Origin of the sequence: Gemmiger sp. An120 (assembly GCF_002160955.1) — a bacterium.
Lineage (GTDB): Bacteria > Bacillota > Clostridia > Oscillospirales > Ruminococcaceae > Gemmiger_A > Gemmiger_A avium.
Genome location: NZ_NFLN01000013.1, coordinates 1 through 22,033, shown reverse-complemented (window position 1 = coordinate 22,033; position 22,033 = coordinate 1). Strand labels below are relative to the sequence as shown.

Genomic DNA, 22,033 nt, shown 5'->3' with positions numbered 1-22,033 from the left:
CTCCCCCCAGTGAAGCTTCTATCACTCAATTACATGATATTCTTTCAGCAGCTTTTCGATATCTGTTCCGCGGATATTCTCCAGCAGCTTCTTGACCACCATTTTCTCCTTGAAACCCAGGTTCATTTCCGTCAGGGGCTTGCCGTCCCGAAGCTGGATGGTGGCGTTCAGCAGATCACGGATGTCGTAGACGCTGCCCCAGACCTCGGGCACACCACGGTCGATGTCCAGCAGGGTGTAGACAGCCTCCATGCCGGTACGCATGGAATACTCGGTGGTGAAGATGGTATCCCGCTTGGTTTCGGCAAACTGACCCAGGAACGCAAAGTTCACAGCACCCTCGGGCACCACATCAGGACGGTCACCGGCGGCACGGGGCATGAAGAAAGCGGTAATATAGGGCATCATCACCGGCACAGTGTTGGCGCTGTGCTCGGCCAGCTCCTCGATCTCCCCCACCGGCACGCCGATGTGGTACAGCCACTCCATACAGATTTCCTTACCGGTGCACTCCCGCATGGGCTTCTTCACGAAGTCGCCGGGTTTGTCGGAGAACAGACCGTAAACCCACACCAGGCACTGATCCTTGGGCTGATTCCGGAACTGGGGCTGACGGTTGATGGTCCAGCTCAGGAGCCAGCCGGAATCCTTCACGGTCACGATGCCGCCGGTAACCACGCCGCCGGTAAAGGGGTCACGCTTGCAGATATTCTTGATATAGGGAATGATCTTCTGATCCAGTGTGGTGACGGTGGCGCTCATCCAGTTGGACTGCTCAGGATCATGGCAGAACTTGTCGGGATGACCGAAGGAAGGATCCTGTGCAGCAATTCTGCGCCACATATCCCAGCCGCCGCCGGGCTTGATTTCGGGGTTGAAGGGTGCCACGGTGTTCTGGGAACCCATGGTGGCGTTCTCCACGCAGCCACCGTTGGTAATGAACACCAGATCATTTTCCGTCAGGTCAACAAACTGATGTTTGCCCTCAGACAGCAGCTCAATACGCTTTGCCTGCTTTTTACCGGGCTGGATGTCGAACTCCACATTGACCACCTTGGTGTTATAGTGGAACTGGACACCGAAGCCTTCCAGATACTTGACCATGGGCAGAATCATAGATTCGTACTGGTTATAACGGGTGAACCGCAGAGCCTTGAAGTCCGGCAGACCGCCCACATGGTGGATATAGCGCTTGAGATACAGCTTCATTTCCAAAGCGCTGTGCCAGTTCTCAAAGGCAAACATGGTGCGCCAGTAGAGCCAGAAATTGGAGTTCAGCACCTCATCATCGAAGAAATCCGTGATGCGCTTATCGTACAGGTCTTCATCGGGGGTGAAGAACAGCTTCATGATCTCCATTGCAGCCTTGTCGGACAGACCGAACTTGCCGTCGGTGTGGGCATCCTGACCCTGGTTGACGGTTGCCCGGCAGAGGGAGTAGTTGGGGTCTTTCTTATTCAGCCAGTAGTATTCGTCCAGAACACTGACCCCTTCTGTCTCGATGGACGGAATGGAGCGGAACAAATCCCACATGACCTCGAAATGGTTATCCATCTCCCGTCCGCCCCGCATGACATAGCCTACATCGGGGTACTGCCAGCCATCGCATGCACCGCCGGGAATGGGGTCTTTCTCATAGATGTGGATGTTCTGACCCTGCAGCTGTCCGTCACGAACCAGATAGCAGGCGGCAGTCAGAGCCGCAAGGCCGGTGCCGATGATGTGGGCGGATTTGTTGTCCACGCCCTCGGGCTTTCTGGGACGGGCAAAGGCTTCGTAATTACCGCTGGAATAATACATAATTTTTCCTCCTTGTTATATTGGCATCCTCTATTTGAGAGGTGTTTTTTTGTTTACGCCCTCATTATATCGGGAAGATTCTTCCTTTCCTATGGACAGAGATACCCCCTATGCCTGAAATTCAGACACAGGGGGTAGGTTTGACTGGTTTTTTGACTCGTATCGCAAAAAAAGCAGGACCGAAGTCCTGCTTATACCTGGGAATATGAAGTTGTATGCTGGAATTCATCATAAAAAAGCAAAATATCTTTATATACATCCAGCTTTTTCTCTTCGTTGAGTATCTCATGACGCATATGTTCATACAGTTTGCTGCTGATATTTGTATAGCCCAGCTCCGATAAAAAAGCGATTAGCTGTTCAAATCGCTTTCTTGATCGAATAACCGGGTCTTCCTCACCGGCAATGACAAGAATTGGCAAATGTGGGTTGCTTACATGCCAGTTTCTTTTCTCAAAAGCCGCTTTTTGCAGCCTCAAAAGGTTGACAAACCCATTTGTGGTAAAGATAAATCCACATTTCGGATCTTGGTTGTATTGTGCAACATTGGCTTGGTTTTCTGAGAGCCAGCCATTCGGAATCGAATTTCCGGCATTAAACTGCGAAAAGGCCATAGCATTCAACATTTTATTCGGAGCCTTTTCCTTAATGAAGGGTTTTGAAAGCCTGGCCAGAAGCAGACCAAGCCCCACTGCCGCATTATAGGTCGGCGGACCGCACAGAACAACTTTGTCAATTTCCGAATCATATCTTTTCAGATAACCCCGGGCAACAAGCGTACCCATGCTGTGACTAAACAGAAATACAGGAAGGCCAGAATAGATATGTTTAATATACTTTGTAACGGTATGCAGATCCTCAATGATTGCCTGTTCATTCTCGGTATAGAAAAAGCCATAATCCTCTGCCTTTTCCACACTTCCACCATGTCCACGATGGTCATGAATAACACACACATATCCATGATCGGAAAGATAATTCATGAAGTCGTAGTATCTCTCCTTGTGTTCAGCCATACCATGGGAAAACTGAATAACGCCTTTGGGATTCCCCTCTGGCACAATCACTGCGATTTCCAGCCCCAGTCCGTCAAACTCAGAAAGTATTTTTTCGATTCTCATGTTGCCTCCTTTTCCTTATAAGAGCGAAGAAAAACATCCACTCGGATTTTGTTACCATATTATCAATCATTTTCAAAAACTTTCCACAGAGAAAATATCCCCTGTGTCTGAAATTCAGACACAGGGGGTAGGTTTGCCTAAAGACTATGACCGCATTTTCTCACAACGGTCAATGAGATGCTCCAAATCACCGCACTTTAATTCTAAAATCCGCCGAAACCGGGCCATAGCATTCGGGTTCATACCGGTTTCCAGCCAGCCCATGATCATACCGAAGCTGACACATTTCAGATAATCTACAACGGTGGTATAATCCTCAGATGTCATTTTTCGGTTGCCTAGAACGCCGTCTACATACGTCCTGACCACATAAGTACAGACCCGCCATTGGTATTGCTCATAAATGTCTCGGTTGACGGAATGATAGATATGAAGCACCGCTTTCCGATTGGCCAGAGCAAATTCCAGTGCTGCATTGATACAATCGTCCAGGGAATTGATGGTAGGATGCCTCCGGATAATCCGCTCCGCATCCTCATCTACAACGCTTTCCACCAATTGCGGCAGGTCCTGGTAATAGTAATAAAAGGTATTGCGGTTCACGCCGCAGTCATCTACAATATCCCGAATGGTAATTTGGCTCAAAGGCTTCTCGTTCAATAGTTTCACAAATGAATCCCGAATGGCTTTTTTAGTAAAACTGGCCATGCGTTACGCCTCCTTATTACACAGTGTAACGACATCTGAAATATCACATTGAAGGGCAACACATATTTTTACAATCGTATCCAGATGGACCGGCTGATCTTTTCCCATTTTAGCAATCACGGACGAACTGAGATGTGCCATATTCTGTAAATCTTTTTTCTTCAATTTACGGTCAATCAACAGTTTCCAAAGGCTGTTATAAGAAAGGCTAAGCGTTGCATTATCCATTTTTCCACCCCACAGTGTTGTGTCATGATATATATTATATCATTTTTTCTTCTAATACGCAATAGAATTTACACGAAATCGCTATTTTTATATAGTTAATAAAAAGTCCGCCGATTACAAGTCATCACGCAAAAGTTTTTTGGAGACAATCTTCAGATAGAATTTATATGGATGTTTGCAAAGTAGAAAGGAACAAATACGAAGGAAATTCGTATTTAGTAAGATGCCGCCCGGAAGGACGGCATCTTGTTTAATAGGCGGGAATACCATAACCAAGGATTTCATAATCGGCTCATAGGATTTATTCAATGATACTACCAGCATGCCTATAAGGTGCCCAAGGAGTGGCTGCTGGAGTTCCTCACCTCCGAGGACTACAACAGCATTACCCGGAAAAGCAAGGAGCATTATGCCATGATCACGGCGATGGGGACGAAGAAGAAAGGGAAAAAAGCTACAATCATAGAAAGTCAGTAAATTATTCACTTCGATCTAAGCCGTTATAATGATGTACGTAGCTTGATACGTTACTTCCGAAAATACAACGGTATCTCGCCTGCCGAATTCCGACAGTCCAAGTGATGCGTGCGCGATTTGGGATAACACTTTGGCGAGAACGACGAGCTTGTTGCCAAACCTAGAATTCATGTAACAAGTGACACGTCTTTTCGTTTCTCTGCCATTCTTTACACCTTTAACGAAAGAGACGCAGCGGCCATATTGGGCGCTGCGTCTCTTTTATTAATGTTTTTCAGTTCTTTTGCAGTTGGTCAAATTCTTCGAACCGCTTGGCCATGGCCCGATAGGGGGCTTTTTTCTGCGGCCAGACTTCCGTCAGATTCGCCAAACTTTTGAAAATTTTTTAGAAGGGTGAAATTCTGAGGGGGTCTGAGCTACTGGTATATAATGGGAGGACTTTTTCTGCAGCCAACTTGCCGTTAAATTACCAGATTTCTTAATTCCTTTTTGGAACAGTGAAATTTTGAAGGGGGTCCGTGTTACTGGTATATAACGAGAAGGCTTTTTCTGTAATCGTCTTCCCGTCAGATTCGCCAAACTTTAAAAAAATTTTTGGAAGGGTGACCGTTTTGAGGGGGTCTGTGTTACATGGATATAACGAGGGACTTTTTCTATGGTCGGTTTCCCGTCAAATTTGCCAAACTTTCGAAAATTTTTTGGAAGGTGTTTCGTTTTCGAGGGTCTGAGCTACTGGTATATAACGAGAGGACTTTTTCCCGACCACGTTACCACCGCGAGGAACCCTACATGATGGGTTCCTTGTTCGGGCAAATTCCGCCGTCCGCCGCCGCAAGGAATCCTACATAAGGAATCCTGGAATCCCGTCACATTCAAAACAAGGAACCCTGCATAAGGAACCCTTGGCCGCCGTCAAACATTCCCACAGAAAGGAGGGGTAGCGCCGCTTCCGGCCGGCGTCCGCTGTCCGTTTATCCGCCCAGGCGCATTTTCGCGCCGCGAAAATCTTTTGAGAGCAGGTGATCGATGAAGAATATTGACATCCAAACCCTTTACAAACTGTTATTCGCCGACTATCCCGACATCGTGACGGTGCGCCAGCTGCAGGTCATGCTGGGCATCAGCCGCCACGCGGCCTACGACCTGCTGACAGACGGCAGCATCCGGGGACTGAAGCTGGGCAACGCCTACAAGATCCCCAAGATCAACGTGATCCGCTATGTGGTGGAGAACGGCGTGCAGCCCGCCGCCCGGGCCGCCGGTTCCTGACCCTTTGCGCCGCAAAACGCCCTTCGCCGCTGTCCGCCCGATGTTCGCCCTGTGCGGGGCCTGACAGGCGGTTCGGGCGTTTTCCCCAGCAGGCGGGGTCAAGGCCGTTTTGCAGGCCTGTTTTGGGCCGCTGCGGCCGCATCCCGCCCCATCCGATCAAACCAACGGAAAAGGAGAAATGCTTTTGACAAAATTCGAACCCATTGACGCGCGAACTCTTTCCATCACTCCGCTGCCGCCGGTGCGGTGGCTCGTTCCCGATCTGTTGTCCGGTGGGCTGTCCATGCTGTCGGGCGGCAGCAAAATCGGTAAAAGCTGGCTTTGCCTCTGGCTGTGTTTGCAGCTGGCCAAAGGTGGAGAACTCTGGGGACGGCCGGTCCGCACCCAGTCAGTGCTGTACCTGTGCCTCGAGGATACATACAGCCGCATCCAGAACCGGTTGTTCCGGTTGAGCGAGGAGGAGATGCCGGACAACCTCTATTTCCAGACCGCCTGCGAGGGGCTGGGCCACGGCCTCGAGGAACAGATCGAGCAGTTCCTGGCCGTCCGCCCGGACACCGGGCTGGTGGTCATCGACACCCTGCAAAAGGTGCGCACCGGCGATGCCAACGGCAACGTCTACGCCTGCGACTACCGGGATATGAGCACCTTGAAATCTCTGGCCGACCGGCACAACATCGGCATTCTGCTGGTGCACCACCAGCGCAAGGACCGGACCGACGATCCCTTCGATGACATTTCCGGCTCAGTGGCCCTGATGGGCGGGGCGGACACCAGCTGGGTGCTGCGCCGCCGGCGGATGAGCCTGAACGCCCAGCTGCACGTGACCGGCCGGGACATGGAGAGCCGCGCCCTGGACCTGCGCTGGGAGGACTGCCGTTGGGAGTTGGAGCAGGAGGAGACCTCCGAGGAGCTGGCCCGCAAGGCCGTGCCCGCCTGTGTGTGGGCGGTGGCTGACTTTGTGAAGCGGCAGAAGTGCTGGCAGGGCACCGCCACCGAGCTGCTGGCCGCCGCCGGCATCCCCGATCTGCAGCCCAACCAGCTGACCCGCAAACTGGTAGAGTTTTATCCCACCGACCTGGCGCCCCTGGGCATCCGCTGCGAGAGCCGCCGCACCGCCAGCGCCCGGCAGCTCCGACTCTGGTATGACGGTGATGACGCGGATGACGATAAATCCGGCACACCCCCGGACGGCGGGTATACCCCAGAAACACCGTCAGCACCGTCATCATCGTCACAGGAGGCGCTTGGGGGTAACAAGCATGGGCTTTGTGTTGCCGCCGGGCAACCCTTCGCCGGTACGGGGAGCGCCCCGAACCCCCGTGCGGAGGTGGCCCTGTGAGAACAAGAAGCGTGGGCCTCAATGTGCGGGTGAGCCCCGCCGAGAAACAACGAATCCAAACAGCGGCCGGCCGGTGTGGGCTGACCCTGTCAGAATATCTGCGCCAGCGGGCGCTGGGGCATGAGCCACGGTTCCACCCGCCCCAGGCGTTTTTTAGCTACCTGACCTGGATGGACAACCTGACCGATCAGCTGGCCCGGTTGGATCCGCCTCTGGCGGAAGAGTACCGCCGCTGCCGGGAAGGGCTGCTGGACAGCCTCTTGCGGAAGGAGGATGCCTCTGGCGACCACTAAAATCTGGCCGGTGCGGGACAGCCTGCGCCGGGTGGTGGACTACGCCGCCAACCCGGACAAGACCGAGTACAGCGGTCTGGCCCAGGCGCTGCACTACGCGGAGAACGACGCCAAAACCACCCTGCGGGAAACGGCCCAGCTGGTGAGCGGCGTCCACTGCCGTCCGGGGACCGCCTGGGCGGAGATGCGGGCGGTGCAGGAGCAGTTCGGCAAGACCGAAGGAGTGGTGGCAATGCACGCCTACCAGAGTTTCAAGCCTGGAGAGGTGACTCCGGAGCAGTGCCACTCCATCGGGGTAGAGCTGGCCCGCCGGGTGTGGGGCGGGCGATTTCAGGTGCTGGTGGCCACCCATCTGAACACTGGCTGCCTGCACAACCACTTCGTCATCAATGCGGTGTCCTATGTGGACGGCAAGAAGTACGAGCAGCGCCGAGATCAATACCGGGAGATGCGCCGGGTGTCCGATCAGCTTTGCCGGGAGCACGCCCTGTCGGTTATCCGGCAGCCCGGCGGCAAAAAGCCCCGGCCTCTCTACGAGGGCACGGGCCAGACCCGGTATGAGGCGATGCGTCAGGCCATCCGCAAGGCCCTGACCCAGACCAGCACCGAGCGGGACTTCGCCCGGGTGCTGCGGCAGCAGGGGTATCTCTGGCGGCGGGAGGAGGGGCGCAAATACGCCACCCTCCGTTCGCTGGACGGCGGCCGGGCGGTGCGGGTGTACCGACTGGGAGCGGAATACGACTGGCCCGCCCTGGAGCGGGCGCTGGCCAAAAACTTTGCCCGGTACGGCCTCCACTTCTATGATCTGAACTTCAACCCCAAGTATAGCCTGCGGCCCCGGCCCGCATATCATCCGCCCGCACGGCGATATCGGTGCCGAGGGCTGTTCACCCATCAAAAGAGCAGCCTGTTCCGGCTGTATCTCTACTACTGCTACCAGCTGGGCATCTACCCGAAACGGCCCGCGCCCCGGGTGAACTGGCCGGAGATCAATGCTCTGTGGCGGGACGTCGACAAGACGCTGGAGGAACTGCACCTGACCAGTCGGCGGGGCTTTTCCACGGTGGCGGAGGTAAAAGCCCACCAGGAAACATTGGCGGGACAAATCACCGCCCTTTGCCAAGAACGGGCGGACTGCGCCCGGCAGCTGCGGTGGAAGGAGCCACCGCCCGGGGCAGCCCAGCGGCGGGCGGAACTGAACCGTCAAATCGCCGCCCTGCGCAAAGAGGATGCAGCCGCCAAACGTATCATCGAGAAGGTGGAAAAGACCGCCGCCTGCCGGGAGGAATACCGCCGCCAGCAGGAGCGGGACAAGTCACGCCAGAAACACCGGAACAAAGACCGAATCCGCTAAAGCCAAAACACCCGCGCCGGACGAATCGGCGCGGGTAATCTGGTGGATGTGTACCCATTCCAGGCGCGTGACCTTGTGCAGTTTTGTGAATAGCTTTCGAGACAACTTCCGGGTATTCTTGTGTCGGACCCGGAGAATACCATCAACCAAACAAAGGAGGAATGTCCATGGTATCTGGTCGACTCACCGAAAAGAACGGGTATTTTTACATTGTGCTCAGCTACAAAGGCCCCGACGGCAAGCGGGTGCAGAAATGGCAGGGTACCGGACTGCCGGTGAAAGGCAACAAGAAAAAGGCCGAGGATCTGCTGCGGCAGGCCCGCCATAGCTTTACCCCGCCTGCACCCGATCGTTCCACCGACCTAAGTCCGGACATGTTGTTCAGCGATTATATGCTTTACTGGCTGAAAATCATCCGAACTTCTGTGGAACCAACCACTTGGTCCAGCTACTGTTTCAACGTGAAGGACCATATCGTGCCGTACTTCGAACCCACCGGCATCACGCTGGGAGGATTGAAAGCCAGCCATATCCAGAGCTTCTACCTTCATGAGCTGGAGACCCTCAAAGCCACAAGCGTGATCAAGCAGCATGCTAACATGCACAAGGCTTTGAAGTATGCGGTAAAGCTGGACCTCATCCCCGGCAACCCGGTGGACAAAGTAGAGCGGCCAAAGTTGCAGAAGTATATGGCATCTTACTATACCGCCCAGGAGATGGAGGAGTTATTTCAGGCGGCCCGAGGCAGTCGTCTGGAACTAATCATCCTATTTGCGGCATTTTATGGACTGCGCCGCAGCGAAGTGCTGGGCCTGCGGTGGGACGCCATCGACTTTGAGGCTGGAACGCTGACCATCCGGCACATTGTTACCAGTGCGAATATTGAAGGCAAGCACATTCTCATCCAGGCTGACCGGGCCAAGACCAGTTCCAGCCTGCGTACTTTGCCACTGGTGGCAGGCTTTGCCCAGCGGCTGAAGGAGTTGAAGGAACAGCAGGAATACAACGAGCGGCTCTGCGGAAACTGCTATAACAAAAAATACAAAGGATATCTATTCGTAGATGAGATGGGCAATCTCATTCTTCCCAATGCAGTTTCCGAGAATTTTGGAAAGCTCCTGAAAGCACATGGTCTGCGGCATATCCGCTTCCACGATCTGCGCCACTCCTGTGCCAGCCTGCTGCTGAAACAGGGGGTACCCATGAAGCAGATTCAGGAATGGCTGGGGCACAGCGACATCTCCACCACGGCGAACATCTACGCCCATCTGGATTCCCAGTCGAAACAGCTGAGCGCCGCCACAATGGAAAAAGCCCTGGCCCTGCCCGCAGAACTTCCCGAAAGCCGGTGGTAAGGCAAGAAAAATGCTGTCGGCGTCAGGAGAATAAAAAGCGGCGCTATGCCGATAAACCTCGACATAGCGCCGTTTTCTGGCGGAGACGGTGGGATTCGAACCCACGTGCCCATCTCTGGACAAAACGATTTCGAGTCGTTCTCGTTACGACCACTTCGATACGTCTCCATATTTAATTTTCAAGCACCGCCTTGCAAGATATTTGGAAAAATGCAAGATTTCGATGCAAGATAACGCAGGAAAAATCGGATGCGCACCCAAGGAAAAGCCCACTGTTAAGCCATTCCTTGCGGACAAATTGACCAAAGGGCGAGAGTCTTTCGAGTGCTGCACCATCGACCACTCGGACAACTCTCCATATTCTATTTTCTCCAGCACCGCCTTGCGCGTCCTTCGGACAAATGCAAGATTTCGATGCAAGATAAGCGGGAAAAATTTTGATACACACCCCGGATTCAGCCCCGTGTGAAGCCAAACCCCGCGGACGAATCAGCCAGAGAGCCTCAAACTTTCGAGTCACGCCTCTTCGACCACTTGAGTGCTGCTCCCTGTATGGAGCCCGCTGCGGCGCGGGCTACGCTTAATTATACCAAACCGGGCGGGCCGCGTCAATCTTTTTGCCGGCGGCCGGGGCACGGAAAATCTTTGCAGGTTAATGATTCCGACACACACCCGCCAAAACAGTGTGTTATAATAAGAAAAACAGACTTTGGCCCTGTAAACAGCCCGGATCGCCCGGGCGGGCGGCTTTGGCTCTTTCTTTTTCGGGTGAAATATGGTACACTTGTTTCAATTCAATATGATAACGCAATACTTTGCTAAATTATCCTGTTTCCGGGAGGTGCGCCCATGACCCGGCGGGAGACCCCGGTGCGGGGGCTGGTTCTGGCCGGCGGCGGGGCCCGGGGCAGTTACCAGGTAGGTGTCTGGCAGGCCCTGCAGGAGATGGGCTGGGAGCCCGGTGTGATCGCGGGCACCTCGGTGGGCTGCCTGAACGGGGCGATGTTTGCCCTGGGGCTGACCGACGTGGCCCGGGACATGTGGCTGACCATCAACAGCCACGACGTGATGGCCCTGCCCGGCGACCGGGCGGCGGATCCCTCGGGGGTGATGCTGCGGCAGTTTGTGGAACAGGGCGGGCTGGACGTGACCCCGCTGGAGGGCATTGTGCAGCGGGTTCTGGATGAAGACGCGCTGCGGGCCTCCCCTGTCCGGTTCGGGCTGGTGACGGTGGAGCTGCGGGGGTTGAAACCCCGCCAGCTGACGCTGGAAGAGATTCCCCAGGGGCAGCTGGCCCAGTACCTGCTGGCATCGGCGGCTTGTTTTCCGGCATTCCGGCCCCGGCAGATCGACGGGGTGGAATTCATCGACGGGGGGTACAACGACAATATGCCCATCGCCCTGGCGGCCCGCATGGGTGCGGAGGAGCTGGTGGCGGTGGATGTGGACGGTGTGGGCATCACCCGGAAAAACCGGTCGGGCCTGCCCACCACCCTGATCCGCAGTTTCTGGGAACTGGGCAGCATCCTGCAGTTTGAGCCGGAAACCGCCCGGCGGAACATCGCGCTGGGGTATCTGGACGCCTACCGGGCGTTCGGGCGGCTGCGGGGGGTGGCCTACGGCATCCGCACCGAAGATCCGGAACGGGCGTTTGCGGCCCCCTATGCGGAAGTGCTGAGCCCGGTGCTGCGGCGCTGGCCCACCCTGGCGCTGACCGAGGGGCTGGCGCTGAACCGTCTGGGCCCGGAGGCCGACCGGGCGCTGGCGCCGCTGGAACTGGCGGCGCTGACCGCCGGGGTGGACCCGGCCCGGGCCTACACACTGGAGGAACTGGAGCAGGCGTTTGTGGACGCCTGGGATCCGGTGCCTGCCCGGCGGCTGTGGCCGCTGTTTGAGGGCAAAGCGGGGGCCGAGGGGGCGCTGGCCTCGCTGCAGCCGGCGGAATTTGTGTCGGCGGCGGTTTACCGGGTGATCCAGGGCCCGGAATTTCCCGACTGAACCGGCGTGGGCCGGACAGCAACGCGGTACATGGCGGGCATTGCCCCGCCCCGAGGAGGAGAGGTATCCATGCGGGAATACACAGGCGTAACGGTATCGGAAGGCTTGGTCATGGGGCCGGTGCGGCGCATCGACCGGGGGGTCAGCGGCCTGGGGCGGCTGATCCACGACCGCAGCAAGGAGCGGGCGCTGTTTGAAGCGGCGGTGGTTCTGGCCAAGGACGAGCTGCGGGGCCTGATGGAACAGGCCGACGGGGACGAGCGGGATATGCTGCGGTTTCAGCTGGTGATGCTGGACGACCAGGCGCTGCTGACCGAGATCAGCAACTACATAGCGGCGGGCGCGGGCAGTGCGGCGGCCACCGAGCGGGCGGGGCAGATTTTTGCCCGGCGCATCCGGGATCTGCCGGACGAGTACCTGCGGCAGCGGGGCGCGGACGTACTGGACGTGTGCAGCCGGGTGGTGGAGATTCTGGACGGCAAGCCCCGCCAGAAGCTGGAGCTGGAGCAGCCGGCGATCCTGGCGGCGGAGAGCATCCTGCCCAGCGACATCATCTCCATTGACCGGGGCATGGTGCTGGGGATCGCCACCAGCAAGGGCAGTGCCCAGAGCCACGCGGCGATCGTGGCCCGCACCATGGGCATCCCGGCGGTGATCGAGCTGGGCGAAGAATTTTTGAAGCACTGCGACGGGCACGAGGCGGTGCTGGACGCGCTGGAAGGCCGGCTGATCCTGGACCCGGACGAGACGCTGCAGCAGCAGGTTCGCCGGCAGCGGGAGGAGATGGCCCGGGAAAAGGCCCGTCTGGCCGGGCTGCGGGGCACCCCCTGCATCACCCGGGACGGCGTGCCGGTTTCGCTGCTGGCCAACTGCAGCGAGCCGGGCGGCATCGAACAGGCGGTGGCCGAGGGCGCCGAGGGCGTCGGCCTGCTGCGCACCGAGTTTTTCCTGATGAAAGGCTCCATTCCCGACGAGGAGGAGCAATACTATTTCTACAGCAGCTGCCTGGCGGCGGCCCAGGGGCGGCTGGTGACGGTGCGCACCTTTGACGTGGGCGCCGACAAGCTGGTGGAGGGCATGATGCTGCCGGAGAAAAACCCGGCGCTGGGCCTGCGGGGGCTGCGGTTCTGTCTGGAACGGCGGGACCTGTTCCAGGATCAGCTGTGCGCGCTGCTGCGGGCCGCCACCAAGGGGCCCATGGACGTGATGTTCCCGATGGTGGGCGGGGTGATGGATTTCCGCATGGCGATGGACGAGGTGGAAAAAGCCAAGGCCAACCTGCGGATGCGGGGCCTGCCCTTTGACGAGGATCTGAAGTTCGGCTGCATGATCGAGGTGCCGTCGGCGGCGCTCTGCGCGGCGGAACTGGCGGCGGCGGGGGCGGCGTTCTTCAGCATCGGCACCAACGACCTGATCCAGTACACCCACGCGGTGGACCGGATGGACGCCCGGCTGGACATGTATTACAAGGCGGACAGCCTGGCCATCCAGCGGATGATCGCCATGACCGCCCGGGCCGCCCGGGAGGCAGGCATCCCGGTCTGCGTCTGCGGACGGGCAGCGGCCGACCCGAAGATCGCCCCGCTCTATGTGAAGCTGGGGGTGAGCAGCCTGTCCATGGCCAGCCAGAGCCTGATGGACATAAAAGAGGTTCTGCTGAACACCGACCTGAGCGAGGTACCCTCGCTGGCCTGATACAGCAAACGGGACGCGCAAAGGCGCGTCCCGTTTGTTATATCTGCGTGTAGTTATACAAAAAGTATTTCAAAATAGTCCGTCCGGCAGGCAGATATCCTGCCGGGGAACCTTGTCCCAGGAGAAATCAGCCACCAGATCGGCGGCGCGCACCGGGTCGGGCGTGGGGCGCAGCCCGGCGGCGTAGGCCAGCTTGCCGATGATCTGTTCGGGCGTGAAGCGGGCCTGCAGATTTTCCAGGCTTTGGTCACCGTCCCGCTTGCTCAGGCGGCGGCCGTCCGGGGCCAGCAGCAGCGGCAGGTGGCAGAAGGTCGGGGCGGGCAGATCCAGCAGCTGATGCAGCCAGAGCTGCCGGGGGGTGCTGGAGAGCAGGTCGCCGCCCCGCACCACCTGGGTGACCCCCATCAGCGCGTCGTCCACCACCACGGCCAGCTGGTAGGCGAACACCCCGTCCGCCCGGCGCAGCACAAAGTCGCCGCAGTCGGCGGGCAGGTTTTCGGTCACGGGGCCCATGTGGCCGTCGGTGAACGAAAGGGTCAGGTCCTCCGGCAGGCGCAGACGCCAGGCAGGCGGACGGCGCTTGGCGGCTTCGGCCACCTGCCGGGCGGTCAGGTTCCGGCAGGTGCCGGGATAGACCACCTGCCCGTCCGAACGGTGAGGGGCGCTGGCTGCGTGCAGCTGGCCCCGGCTGCAAAAGCAGGGATAGACCAGCCCGCGTTCTACCAAGCGTTGATAATACGAATTGTATATTTCGCTGCGTTCGCTCTGGTAGTAGGGACCGTGGGGGCCGCCCTTGCTGCCGCCCTCGTCCCAGTCCAGGCCCAGCCAGGAAAGGTCCTGTTCCAGCAGGTCGGCAAAGGTACGGGGGCAGCGCATGGCGTCCAGGTCTTCGATCCGCAGCACTACCCGGCCACCGGCGCTGCGGGCGCTGAGCCAGGCCAGCAGACTGCACAGCAGGTTGCCCAGATGCATCCGTCCGCTGGGCGACGGGGCAAACCGCCCCACAACTTGCGACAATGGGTTCACGCTCCTTTGGGCCGATGTGGGGGGAATAACTAGGGTCTGCGGGCGCGTCAACGATGCGCCCGCTCGGCTGCGCCGACCGCCCTGCCGGTCCAAGGCCACACCGTGGCCTTGGACGCTTCGCGGACCCGGGCCCCCACACCCCCTGAAATCGAGGGCCGGAATACTCCGGCCCTCAGGGAAATTCAATCCTTTACGCAGGGCTTTATTCTCCCCTATTGGCTTACTGCCGCCATTCTATACAAAAAGTAATGAATTTACAGATTGTTGATTTAGATGCGATTCACGTGTTATACGAATTGTAAACGCTATACAGTTCGTTTATACAACTGGCGGTTGCGGGGTGTTTTACAGGGTCCAGCTGCCGTCGGCGGTGGGGGCAAAGCGGCTGTTGAAGAAGGCGCGGCAGGCGTCGGCCATGTACTGGGGGTCCTCGGCGCCGGCGGTCTCCACGGCGGAGTGCATGGACAGCTGGGCCATGCCGATATCCACCATGGGGATGCTCACCTGCTGGCCCAGCAGGTGGCCCAGGGTGCTGCCGCCGGGCTCGTCGGCCCGGTTGGCGAAGAGCTGGGTGGGTACGCCGGCCTGGTCGCAGAGGGCCCGGAACAGCCCGATGGTCAGGCCGGTGGAGGTGTATTTCTGGGCGGCGCTGAACTTGACCACCACCCCGCTGTTGGGGTAGACCTTGTTCTCCGGGTCGGACTTGTCCGGGAAGTTGGGGTGCACGGCATGGCCGTTGTCGGCGCTCAGGGCAAAGGAGGCGGTCAGGGCCCGGCGGCGCTGCTCGTCGGAGAGGCCCAGCGCCTGCCCGGCCCGGGTCAGCACATCGGGCAAAAAGCTGCTCAGCGCGCCCTGCCGGGTGCCGCTGCCCACCTCTTCGTTGTCGAACAGGCAGTACACCTGCCCGGCAAAGGGATGCACCTCGGCGGTGAGCAGACCCTCCAGGGTGGCCCAGGCGCAGGCCTGGTCGTCAATGCGGGGGGCCATGAAGAGCCCGCCGCCCACCAGGCACGGCTCCTGCCAGGGGAAGACCACCAGGTCGGCGCCGAGCAGGGTCTCCCCTTCCTCCAGCTGGCCCAGCGCGTCCAGCAGATCGGGGGCGGCGCCGTTCAGACCGGCCAGGGGCTGCATGTCCCGCTGGATGTTGTATTCGTGGCCCTTGTTCACATCCCGCTGCATGTGGATGGCCAGGCTGGGGATCACCGCCACCGGCCGGTCGCTGGCCGCCAGACGGCTCTCCACCCCGGCGGCTGTGCGCACCACCAGCCGCCCGGCCACACCCAGGGGGCGGTCCTGCCAGGTGGCGCAGTTCATGCCGCCGTAGCCCTCCACCTCCCAGCGTTCGTACTGTCTGTCACTGCCAAGGCTGGTGTTCTTTACATAGAATGTAGGGGCGTCCCCGTGGGCGGCGGTGATCCGCCAGCCGGTCAGGGGGCCTTCCGGCAGCCGGAACGCGATCAGGCTGCTCTGGTTGCGGGTGACGTAGTAACCCTTGCCGGGCTCCAGGGTCCAGGCCTCGTGCTCGGCCAAGGGCGCAAAGCCCGCGGCTTCCAGACGCCGGGCGGCGGCGGCCACCGCATGGTAGGGGCTGGGGCTTTCTTTCAGGTAATCAAACAGGGATTGGATAGCCATCTATAACAACTTCCTTTCAAATCGTGGGATTTTGAAATATTTTGACGATCTGGCGCATATATAGGGTAAAGGCCCTGCAGCGCTGCCTCTATTATACGAGCAGCAAGCCCGGGGCGCAACCCTGAAACCAACGGGCCCACGGCCCGGGAAAGGCAGGAATCAGAATGAAACGACAGATTTGGATCTCTTGTACGGCGGCGCTGCTGGCGCTGAGCCTGCTGGCCGGATGCGGGAAAAATCCCGACGGCCAGAATGCCGAAGCCACCCCTACCCCGGCGCCGGTATCCACCCCCGCGCCCACCGAACCCGCACCCACCCCCACGCCGGTACCGGTGATCGGGGATTACCCGGAACTGTCCGCCGCGCTGGATGCCTGCGTGGGCTACGGCCAGGGTGAAGCGGGCGTAAGCCTGAAAACCGCCGCCGCGGCCGCCGGGCTGCTGGAATGGAGCGAAAGCTACGCCGCCGATATCGACGAGGATACCCTGGCGGTGCTGGTAGCCGACTGGATCAGCGGCCTGGATGAGACCAACTACGAAAAATTCTGGGACAACTGGGCCGATCTGGATACCTTCTGCCGCCAGCTGATCGAGGACCCGGCTTCCCAGAAAGACCTGCTGGAAAGCGCCGGCGTCACCCTGAGCAAAACCGCCTACAGCCTGACCAATTACACCAAGCTGTACAACGCGGTGAACCGGTCGACGGGTAAGTAAGGGGCAACAGCTGCGAGGTGAATCGGCGCCCCAAAGGGCGCCGATGAATCCGCAGATGTCCCCCTCACATAGCGAACGGGGGCGCAGGTGCGCGGGGGCCGGGCAAGGCCCGGGTTCCGGGTCCGCGAAGCGGCCAAGGTTCCGGTGGAACCTTGGACCGGCGAAACGGTCCGCGAAGCGGAACGGGCGCATACTTGTTGCGCCCGTAGTTTCCGCAAGGCCATTTATCCCGCGTACCGGAGCCCCCGGCAGCGGCCCGGGGCGCAAAGCCTGTAAACTATCCGCAATGAAAAAAGGGGCGCACCGCCTGCCGAGAAACACGGCCGGTACACCCGGTCAGGTTTTCCACAACCGGTCAAATTTCTGTGGAAAACCCGGCGCACAGTCCCTGCATATAACAAACAGAGGCCTGCCGTGTTTGCGGCAGGCCTCTCCTTTTCTTTTTCCCCAGGGCCGGAGTATTCCGGCCCTGAATGGGGGGCTGGGGGACTGGTCCCCCAGATTGGCTCCGTTCCCCCGCGCTTACTTCACCACGGTGACCTCATACTCCCGGGTACCCAGGCCGATCTTTTCGGCGTGGGCCAGGCCGGCCTTCCACTCCACCTCGGGGGTGGTGTTGGTGAAATGATCGCCTTTGTCCTTGAACCCGGGCGCCTTGATCCGCTCATAGAGCAGGCTGCCGGGCACCGGGCTTTGCGCCAGGCAGGCGTCCACGCTGGCCTGATCCACCGCCACCGGGTCAGCCGAAGCAAAAATGCCCACGTCCGGCAGGATCGGCAGATCGTTCTCCTCGTGGCAGTCGCAGTAGGGGCTGATATCCATGACAAAGTTCACGTTCAGGCAAGGCCGGCCGTCCACCACCGCCTTGGCGTACTCGGCAATCTTGCAGACCAGGTCGGTGTTGGCGCACCAGTTCTCGTTTTCGATCGCGTCAAAGTTGCACATGCCCAGGCAGCGGCCGCAGCCCACGCACTTGTCGTGATCAATATGGGCGCGGTTGTTCTCAGTAAAGGAAATCGCGCTCTGAGCACAGACCCGGGTGCAGGCATGGCAGCCCCGGCACTTGTCCTCGTGCACCGAGGGCTTGCCGGTGTTGTGCTGTTCCATCTTGCCGGCGCGGCTTCCGCAGCCCATGCCCAGGTTTTTCAGCGCGCCGCCGAACCCGGTGCTCTCGTGCCCCTTGAAATGAACCAGGTTGATCACCACGTCCGCGTCCATCACCGCCCGGCCGATCTTGGCGGTCTTGCAGTAGACGCCGCCCACCACCGGCACCTCCACCTCGTCGGTGCCTTTCAGGCCGTCCGCAATGATCACCGGGCATCCGGCGGCCAGCGGGCCGAACCCGTTTTCCCAGGCGGCTTCAATGTGCTCCACCGCGTTTTTGCGGCGGCCCACATACAGGGTGTTGCAGTCGGTCAGGAACGGGATACCGCCCTTGGCCTTGACCATCTCCGCCACCGTGCGCGCCCAGTTGGCCCGCAGGTAGGACAGGTTGCCCGGCTCACCAAAATTGATCTTGATGGCCACAAACTTCTTTTCCAGATCCAGCTGGGCGAACCCGGCTGCGTTCAGCAGGCGGCGCAGTTTGTCCTGCAGGCTGGTGCCCGGCACCGCCCGCAGATCGGTAAACCATACCTTTGCTTTTTCCATCGGTCTTATCCTCCTTGTACAATCCGCCGCGCGCGGCTTCTCCCAAATCCGGCGCGGCAAGGGTTTACATTACCAGCAGCACCAGCACGCCCAGGGCGATGCGGTACCAGCCAAAAGCCGTAAAGGTGTGCTTTTTCACATAGTTCATCAGGAACCGGATGGCAAACAGGCTGACCAGGAAGGCCACCAGGCAGCCCACCGCCAGGATACCCAGCTGCATCAGCGTAAAGCTGCCCGCCCCCAGCAGGAACTTGAGCACCTTCAAAAAGCTGGCCCCCGCCATCACCGGGATGGCCAGATAGAAGGTGAACTCGGCCACAGCGGCCCGGCTCAGCCCCAGCAGCATGCCGCCCACGATGGTGGCTCCGCTGCGGGAGGTGCCCGGAATCATGGCCAGCACCTGCCAGAACCCGATGATCAGCGCCTGGGTCAGGGTGATGTCCTGCACGGTGCGCACCTTTACCGGCCGGGGGAACCGCTCCACCAGGATAAAGAAGATGCCGTACAGAATCAGCATCGCCGCCACCACGATGTAGTTGTACAGATGAGCATCCAGCCAGTCGTCCAGCAAAAGGCCCAGCACCAGCGCCGGGATGGTGCCCACCAGCACCCGGCCCCACAGCCGCAGCACCGGCATCTTGAACATCAGGAATTCGCCGTCCCGCGTGGTGCGCCGCCCGATGGGCCACAGCTTGCCAAAGAACAGCACCACCACCGCCAGGATCGCCCCCAGTTGGATCACCACCCGGAACATGGAGACAAACTCCTCCGGCTGATTGAATAAAAAGATGCGCTCGGCCAGGATCAGGTGACCGGTGCTGCTCACGGGCAGCCATTCGGTGATACCCTCGATCAGGCCCATGATCGCCGCTATCAGAAAATCCATAGAAAACCTCCCGGTTTGCCGCGGCCGGCGGGGCCGCGTTCGGTTTTATTACTGGTACATTATAGCATAGAGCGCCGCAAAACAGAAGCGCGCCCCGTTTCGATTTGTTCTTTTGCCCAAAATACGGTATACTGATACAAAACGCTGTTCGGCCCGGAAAGGAGGCCCCTTATGGAGATACGCTGCAGTACGGCCGGCGCACTGGCCGTGGGGCTTTGGTGGTGCGTGCCGGGCCTTTTGCTCAGCCCCTTTGTCTTTTGGCAAAGCCCGGCGGCCGGGTTTCTGTTTGTGCTGGGCTGGTGCGGATCGGCCATCCTGACCTGCCGTGTGCGGCTGGGCAGTCTGCTGGGCCGCCTGCGGGCCGGGGAGCTGTCGGTCAGCCGGGGGGTTCTGTTCCAGACCACCCGCCGCATGCCCACCCGATTCATCAGCGGGGTCACCCGGGTGGAAACACCGCTGCTGCGCCGCCTGCATGCCAGCCTGGTGGTGGTGCACAGCCCGGCGGGCACCCTGCTGCTGCCCGGCCTGGACGCGGACGACGCCCGCCGCCTGGAATCCGCCCTGACGGGAGGCCGCCTGTGACCGCCCCGCAGACCCCGGCGGTACAGGGCCGGTATCATATTGTCTATTCGCTGCACCTTTTGAAAAAGGGGTTGTTTTTCTGCCTGGTTCCGCTGGTGCAGGCCTTGATCAGCTGGGACCTGCCCAGCCTGTACGGGGTGCTGCGGCAGGAGGCGCTGATCCTGCTGGCGCTGGCCGCGGTATCGCTGGTGCTGTGGCGGAACACCGGCTGGCGCCAGTACCCGGACCGGCTGGAGCTGTACAGCGGGGTGCTGCTGCACCGGTCGCGGGTGCTGCGCCGCAGTGAACTGGCGGTGGTGGAGATCACCCGCAACCCGTTTCTGCAGCTGCTGGGCGCGGCCCGGGTGACCCTGTACGGATGCCGGGTGCGCCAGACTATCACCCTGTATCTGCCCCGCCGGGCGGCGATGGCCCTGGCGGACACCCTGCTGCCGCCGCCCCGGAAACCGCCGCTGTTCAAGCCGGTGGGCGGGCAGCGGCTGGCCTTTGTGATGGTAAGCGCCAATGTGATCAGTACGGCGCTGCTGCTGATGGTCAGCCTGCGCCAGACCGAAGAGCTGCTGGGCGCGGCGGTGACCCTGCCCATCCGGGACAATTTCACCCGCCTGGAGCAGCTGGTGGAAAAGGTCGTGCCGGCGGGCGTGGCCTGGCTGTTTACGGCGGTGTTTCTTTTGTGGGGCGCCAGCCTGCTGGTAAGCCTGCTGCGCACGGTGGGGTTCACGGTGGCCCACAGCGGCGGGGTTATCCTGTGTCACGGCGGGTTTATCCTGCGTACCGAGCGGCGGATCCTGGCCGCGGCGGTCAGCGCCTGCGACGTGCGGATTACCCCGGTGGCCCGGCTGCTGCGCCGGTATCCGGTCTACCTGACCGCCGGCTCCTACCATGCGGGCGACGTGCCGATTCTGGTCTGCAAAAAAGGCCAGACCGACCTGCTGCAGGCGCTGATGCCCGGCTTTGTGCCCCCCGGCGGCCCCACCGAAAACCGGATCGGCCGTTCCGTTCCCATGTTTTTCTGGAAAAGCGGCGCCTGCCTGGCGTTCAGCCTGGCGCTGCTGGGGGTATCCATGTGGCAGCTGCCGGCTGTGACCGGCCTGCTGGTCATCCCCTGCGTGCTCAGCGCGGCGGCGGTGCTGATCTCCGCCGAGGGCTACCGGCTGGAAGGCGCGGCCCGCACCCCCGGCCGGGTGCTGACGGTGCAGTACAGCCGCATCTTTACCCGGCACTGTGTCTGTGTGTTCACGCCGGACATAAATTTCCGGCTGTATGCCTCCCCCTTTGCCCAGTCGGTGGGTCGCTGCAACCTGACCATACAGCTGCCCTGCGGGTTCCGGCTGCGGGTGCGCAGCGTCAACCGCTACCGCGCCGCCCACCTGCCGCTGGAAATGTAAAGAATCTATCGGATACAAAGCGCGCCGCCCGAAACCGGGCGGCGCGCTTTTCTATGGGAAGTTCAGCGGATGTCGGCAGATGTTCATTCCTCTGTGCTGCGGAATCCGCGGCCCGCGATCAGCAGCACCAGCTGCACCACGGCCAGACCGGCCATCAGCAATGTCCAGCGCCCGGTAATCGCCATGGGCTGGCTCAGGTCAGAGGTAATCATGAACGCGATCACCGATACCAGGGCAGGCACCACACCCAGCAGGTGCAGCGGACCACCGCGGCCGGTAAACCGCATGCCCAGCATCACCAGGCCGACGGCTACCGTCAGGATCGCCAGGATCAGGTCCAGCAGCGCCCAGCTGCCGGCCGCGGCCTGGGCGGTCTCCTCCTCGGGGATCTCCTCCGGGGCATGCGGTTTACCGGCCGCGGTGGTCCGCTGCACCTGCTGGGTGTGGTGCCTGCCCTGGTATCGGTGATCGCGTTCATGATTACCTCTGACCTGAGCCAGCCCATGGCGATTACCG

At 59.9% G+C, this 22,033-nt stretch carries 19 protein-coding genes and 1 tRNA gene; 10 read left to right on the top strand and 10 right to left on the bottom strand.

Annotation, left to right across the window (positions count from 1 at the left end; genetic code table 11):
* Positions 1 to 21: 21 nt before the first annotated feature.
* The 4 genes from B5E65_RS11065 to B5E65_RS11050 form a co-directional block, all read right to left on the bottom strand.
* Positions 22 to 1,800 (bottom strand): oleate hydratase, encoded by a 1,779-nt coding sequence (locus tag B5E65_RS11065; protein ID WP_087171832.1) that lies wholly within the window; start codon positions 1,798 to 1,800, stop codon positions 22 to 24.
* Between the two features lie 191 nt (positions 1,801 to 1,991).
* Positions 1,992 to 2,921 carry an alpha/beta fold hydrolase gene (locus tag B5E65_RS11060; RefSeq protein WP_087171831.1) on the bottom strand — a complete coding sequence of 310 codons (930 nt, stop codon included), beginning with the start codon at positions 2,919 to 2,921 and terminating at the stop codon, positions 1,992 to 1,994.
* Positions 2,922 to 3,065: 144 nt separating this feature from the next.
* Positions 3,066 to 3,629 carry a TetR/AcrR family transcriptional regulator gene (locus B5E65_RS11055; protein WP_087171830.1) on the bottom strand — a complete coding sequence of 188 codons (564 nt, stop codon included), beginning with the start codon at positions 3,627 to 3,629 and terminating at the stop codon, positions 3,066 to 3,068.
* Positions 3,630 to 3,632: 3 nt separating this feature from the next.
* The gene (locus tag B5E65_RS11050; protein ID WP_087171829.1) at positions 3,633 to 3,857 is read right to left on the bottom strand and encodes a helix-turn-helix domain-containing protein; all 225 of its coding nucleotides are present in this window, start codon (positions 3,855 to 3,857) and stop codon (positions 3,633 to 3,635) included.
* Positions 3,858 to 5,360: 1,503 nt separating this feature from the next.
* On the opposite strand from B5E65_RS11050, the gene B5E65_RS11045 reads away from it, so the two are divergent.
* The 5 genes from B5E65_RS11045 (at position 5,361) to B5E65_RS11025 (ending at position 9,947) form a co-directional block, all read left to right on the top strand.
* Entirely contained in the window at positions 5,361 to 5,603 is a 243-nt protein-coding gene (locus tag B5E65_RS11045; RefSeq protein ID WP_087171828.1) for a helix-turn-helix domain-containing protein, read from the top strand.
* Positions 5,604 to 5,787: 184 nt separating this feature from the next.
* On the top strand, positions 5,788 to 6,945 hold the full coding sequence (locus B5E65_RS11040) for an AAA family ATPase (protein ID WP_158098581.1): 1,158 nt from the start codon (positions 5,788 to 5,790) through the stop codon (positions 6,943 to 6,945).
* Entirely contained in the window at positions 6,942 to 7,238 is a 297-nt protein-coding gene (locus B5E65_RS11035; RefSeq protein ID WP_143403010.1) for a plasmid mobilization protein, read from the top strand. The genes B5E65_RS11040 and B5E65_RS11035 overlap by 4 nt, the downstream gene beginning before the upstream one ends.
* Positions 7,219 to 8,592: a relaxase/mobilization nuclease domain-containing protein gene (locus B5E65_RS11030; RefSeq protein ID WP_087171825.1), complete on the top strand. Its 1,374-nt coding sequence runs from the start codon at positions 7,219 to 7,221 to the stop codon at positions 8,590 to 8,592. Before B5E65_RS11035 ends, B5E65_RS11030 begins: the two co-directional genes overlap by 20 nt.
* A gap of 167 nt (positions 8,593 to 8,759) precedes the next feature.
* Positions 8,760 to 9,947, top strand: coding sequence for a tyrosine-type recombinase/integrase (locus B5E65_RS11025; protein WP_087171824.1), 1,188 nt, complete (start codon positions 8,760 to 8,762; stop codon positions 9,945 to 9,947).
* 77 nt (positions 9,948 to 10,024) lie between these two features.
* Here the strand turns inward: B5E65_RS11025 and B5E65_RS11020 are convergent.
* Positions 10,025 to 10,115 (bottom strand) — tRNA-Ser (locus B5E65_RS11020).
* Between the two features lie 681 nt (positions 10,116 to 10,796).
* Between B5E65_RS11020 and B5E65_RS11015 the strand changes: the two genes are divergently transcribed.
* Both B5E65_RS11015 and ptsP read left to right on the top strand, forming a co-directional pair.
* Positions 10,797 to 11,945, top strand: a complete 1,149-nt coding sequence (locus B5E65_RS11015; protein ID WP_087171823.1) for a patatin-like phospholipase family protein — start codon at positions 10,797 to 10,799, stop codon at positions 11,943 to 11,945.
* A gap of 69 nt (positions 11,946 to 12,014) precedes the next feature.
* Positions 12,015 to 13,640, top strand: a complete 1,626-nt coding sequence (ptsP, locus tag B5E65_RS11010; RefSeq protein ID WP_158098580.1) for a phosphoenolpyruvate--protein phosphotransferase — start codon at positions 12,015 to 12,017, stop codon at positions 13,638 to 13,640.
* A 69-nt stretch (positions 13,641 to 13,709) separates the two neighbouring features.
* Here the strand turns inward: ptsP and gluQRS are convergent, their stop codons facing one another.
* A complete protein-coding gene (gene gluQRS / locus B5E65_RS11005; RefSeq protein WP_087171821.1) occupies positions 13,710 to 14,657 on the bottom strand; it encodes a tRNA glutamyl-Q(34) synthetase GluQRS in 948 nt (315 codons plus the stop codon).
* Between the two features lie 354 nt (positions 14,658 to 15,011).
* Positions 15,012 to 16,298 (bottom strand): M18 family aminopeptidase, encoded by a 1,287-nt coding sequence (locus B5E65_RS11000; RefSeq protein WP_087171820.1) that lies wholly within the window; start codon positions 16,296 to 16,298, stop codon positions 15,012 to 15,014.
* 164 nt (positions 16,299 to 16,462) lie between these two features.
* Between B5E65_RS11000 and B5E65_RS10995 the strand changes: the two genes are divergently transcribed.
* Positions 16,463 to 17,011, top strand: coding sequence for a hypothetical protein (locus tag B5E65_RS10995; protein ID WP_087171819.1), 549 nt, complete (start codon positions 16,463 to 16,465; stop codon positions 17,009 to 17,011).
* Between the two features lie 522 nt (positions 17,012 to 17,533).
* Here the strand turns inward: B5E65_RS10995 and B5E65_RS10990 are convergent.
* Complete coding sequence (locus B5E65_RS10990; RefSeq protein ID WP_087171818.1) at positions 17,534 to 18,661, bottom strand: DUF362 domain-containing protein; 1,128 nt, start codon at positions 18,659 to 18,661, stop codon at positions 17,534 to 17,536.
* A 64-nt stretch (positions 18,662 to 18,725) separates the two neighbouring features.
* Positions 18,726 to 19,547, bottom strand: coding sequence for an undecaprenyl-diphosphate phosphatase (locus B5E65_RS10985; RefSeq protein WP_087171817.1), 822 nt, complete (start codon positions 19,545 to 19,547; stop codon positions 18,726 to 18,728).
* A gap of 171 nt (positions 19,548 to 19,718) precedes the next feature.
* Between B5E65_RS10985 and B5E65_RS10980 the strand changes: the two genes are divergently transcribed.
* Together B5E65_RS10980 and B5E65_RS10975 are read left to right on the top strand one after the other, a co-directional pair.
* Positions 19,719 to 20,129 (top strand): PH domain-containing protein, encoded by a 411-nt coding sequence (locus tag B5E65_RS10980; protein WP_087171816.1) that lies wholly within the window; start codon positions 19,719 to 19,721, stop codon positions 20,127 to 20,129.
* A complete protein-coding gene (locus tag B5E65_RS10975; RefSeq protein ID WP_087171815.1) occupies positions 20,126 to 21,517 on the top strand; it encodes a PH domain-containing protein in 1,392 nt (463 codons plus the stop codon). The genes B5E65_RS10980 and B5E65_RS10975 overlap by 4 nt, the downstream gene beginning before the upstream one ends.
* Positions 21,518 to 21,600: 83 nt before the next feature.
* Here B5E65_RS10975 and B5E65_RS10970 read toward each other — a convergent pair.
* The coding region (locus B5E65_RS10970; protein WP_242957535.1) for an FILTED domain-containing surface protein at positions 21,601 to 22,033 on the bottom strand (433 nt) is incomplete at its 5' end.

Bases quoted from the DNA above. Each gene is read 5' to 3' on its own strand.
- B5E65_RS11065 (WP_087171832.1), bottom strand. From the start codon at position 1,800: ATGTATTATTCCAGCGGTAATTACGAAGCCTTTGCCCGTCCCAGAAAG.
- B5E65_RS11060 (WP_087171831.1), bottom strand. From the start codon at position 2,921: ATGAGAATCGAAAAAATACTTTCTGAGTTTGACGGACTGGGGCTGGAA.
- B5E65_RS11055 (WP_087171830.1), bottom strand. From the start codon at position 3,629: ATGGCCAGTTTTACTAAAAAAGCCATTCGGGATTCATTTGTGAAACTA.
- B5E65_RS11050 (WP_087171829.1), bottom strand. From the start codon at position 3,857: ATGGATAATGCAACGCTTAGCCTTTCTTATAACAGCCTTTGGAAACTG.
- B5E65_RS11045 (WP_087171828.1), top strand. From the start codon at position 5,361: ATGAAGAATATTGACATCCAAACCCTTTACAAACTGTTATTCGCCGAC.
- B5E65_RS11030 (WP_087171825.1), top strand. From the start codon at position 7,219: ATGCCTCTGGCGACCACTAAAATCTGGCCGGTGCGGGACAGCCTGCGC.
- B5E65_RS11025 (WP_087171824.1), top strand. From the start codon at position 8,760: ATGGTATCTGGTCGACTCACCGAAAAGAACGGGTATTTTTACATTGTG.
- B5E65_RS11015 (WP_087171823.1), top strand. From the start codon at position 10,797: ATGACCCGGCGGGAGACCCCGGTGCGGGGGCTGGTTCTGGCCGGCGGC.
- ptsP (WP_158098580.1), top strand. From the start codon at position 12,015: ATGCGGGAATACACAGGCGTAACGGTATCGGAAGGCTTGGTCATGGGG.
- B5E65_RS11000 (WP_087171820.1), bottom strand. From the start codon at position 16,298: ATGGCTATCCAATCCCTGTTTGATTACCTGAAAGAAAGCCCCAGCCCC.
- B5E65_RS10995 (WP_087171819.1), top strand. From the start codon at position 16,463: ATGAAACGACAGATTTGGATCTCTTGTACGGCGGCGCTGCTGGCGCTG.
- B5E65_RS10990 (WP_087171818.1), bottom strand. From the start codon at position 18,661: ATGGAAAAAGCAAAGGTATGGTTTACCGATCTGCGGGCGGTGCCGGGC.
- B5E65_RS10985 (WP_087171817.1), bottom strand. From the start codon at position 19,547: ATGGATTTTCTGATAGCGGCGATCATGGGCCTGATCGAGGGTATCACC.
- B5E65_RS10980 (WP_087171816.1), top strand. From the start codon at position 19,719: ATGGAGATACGCTGCAGTACGGCCGGCGCACTGGCCGTGGGGCTTTGG.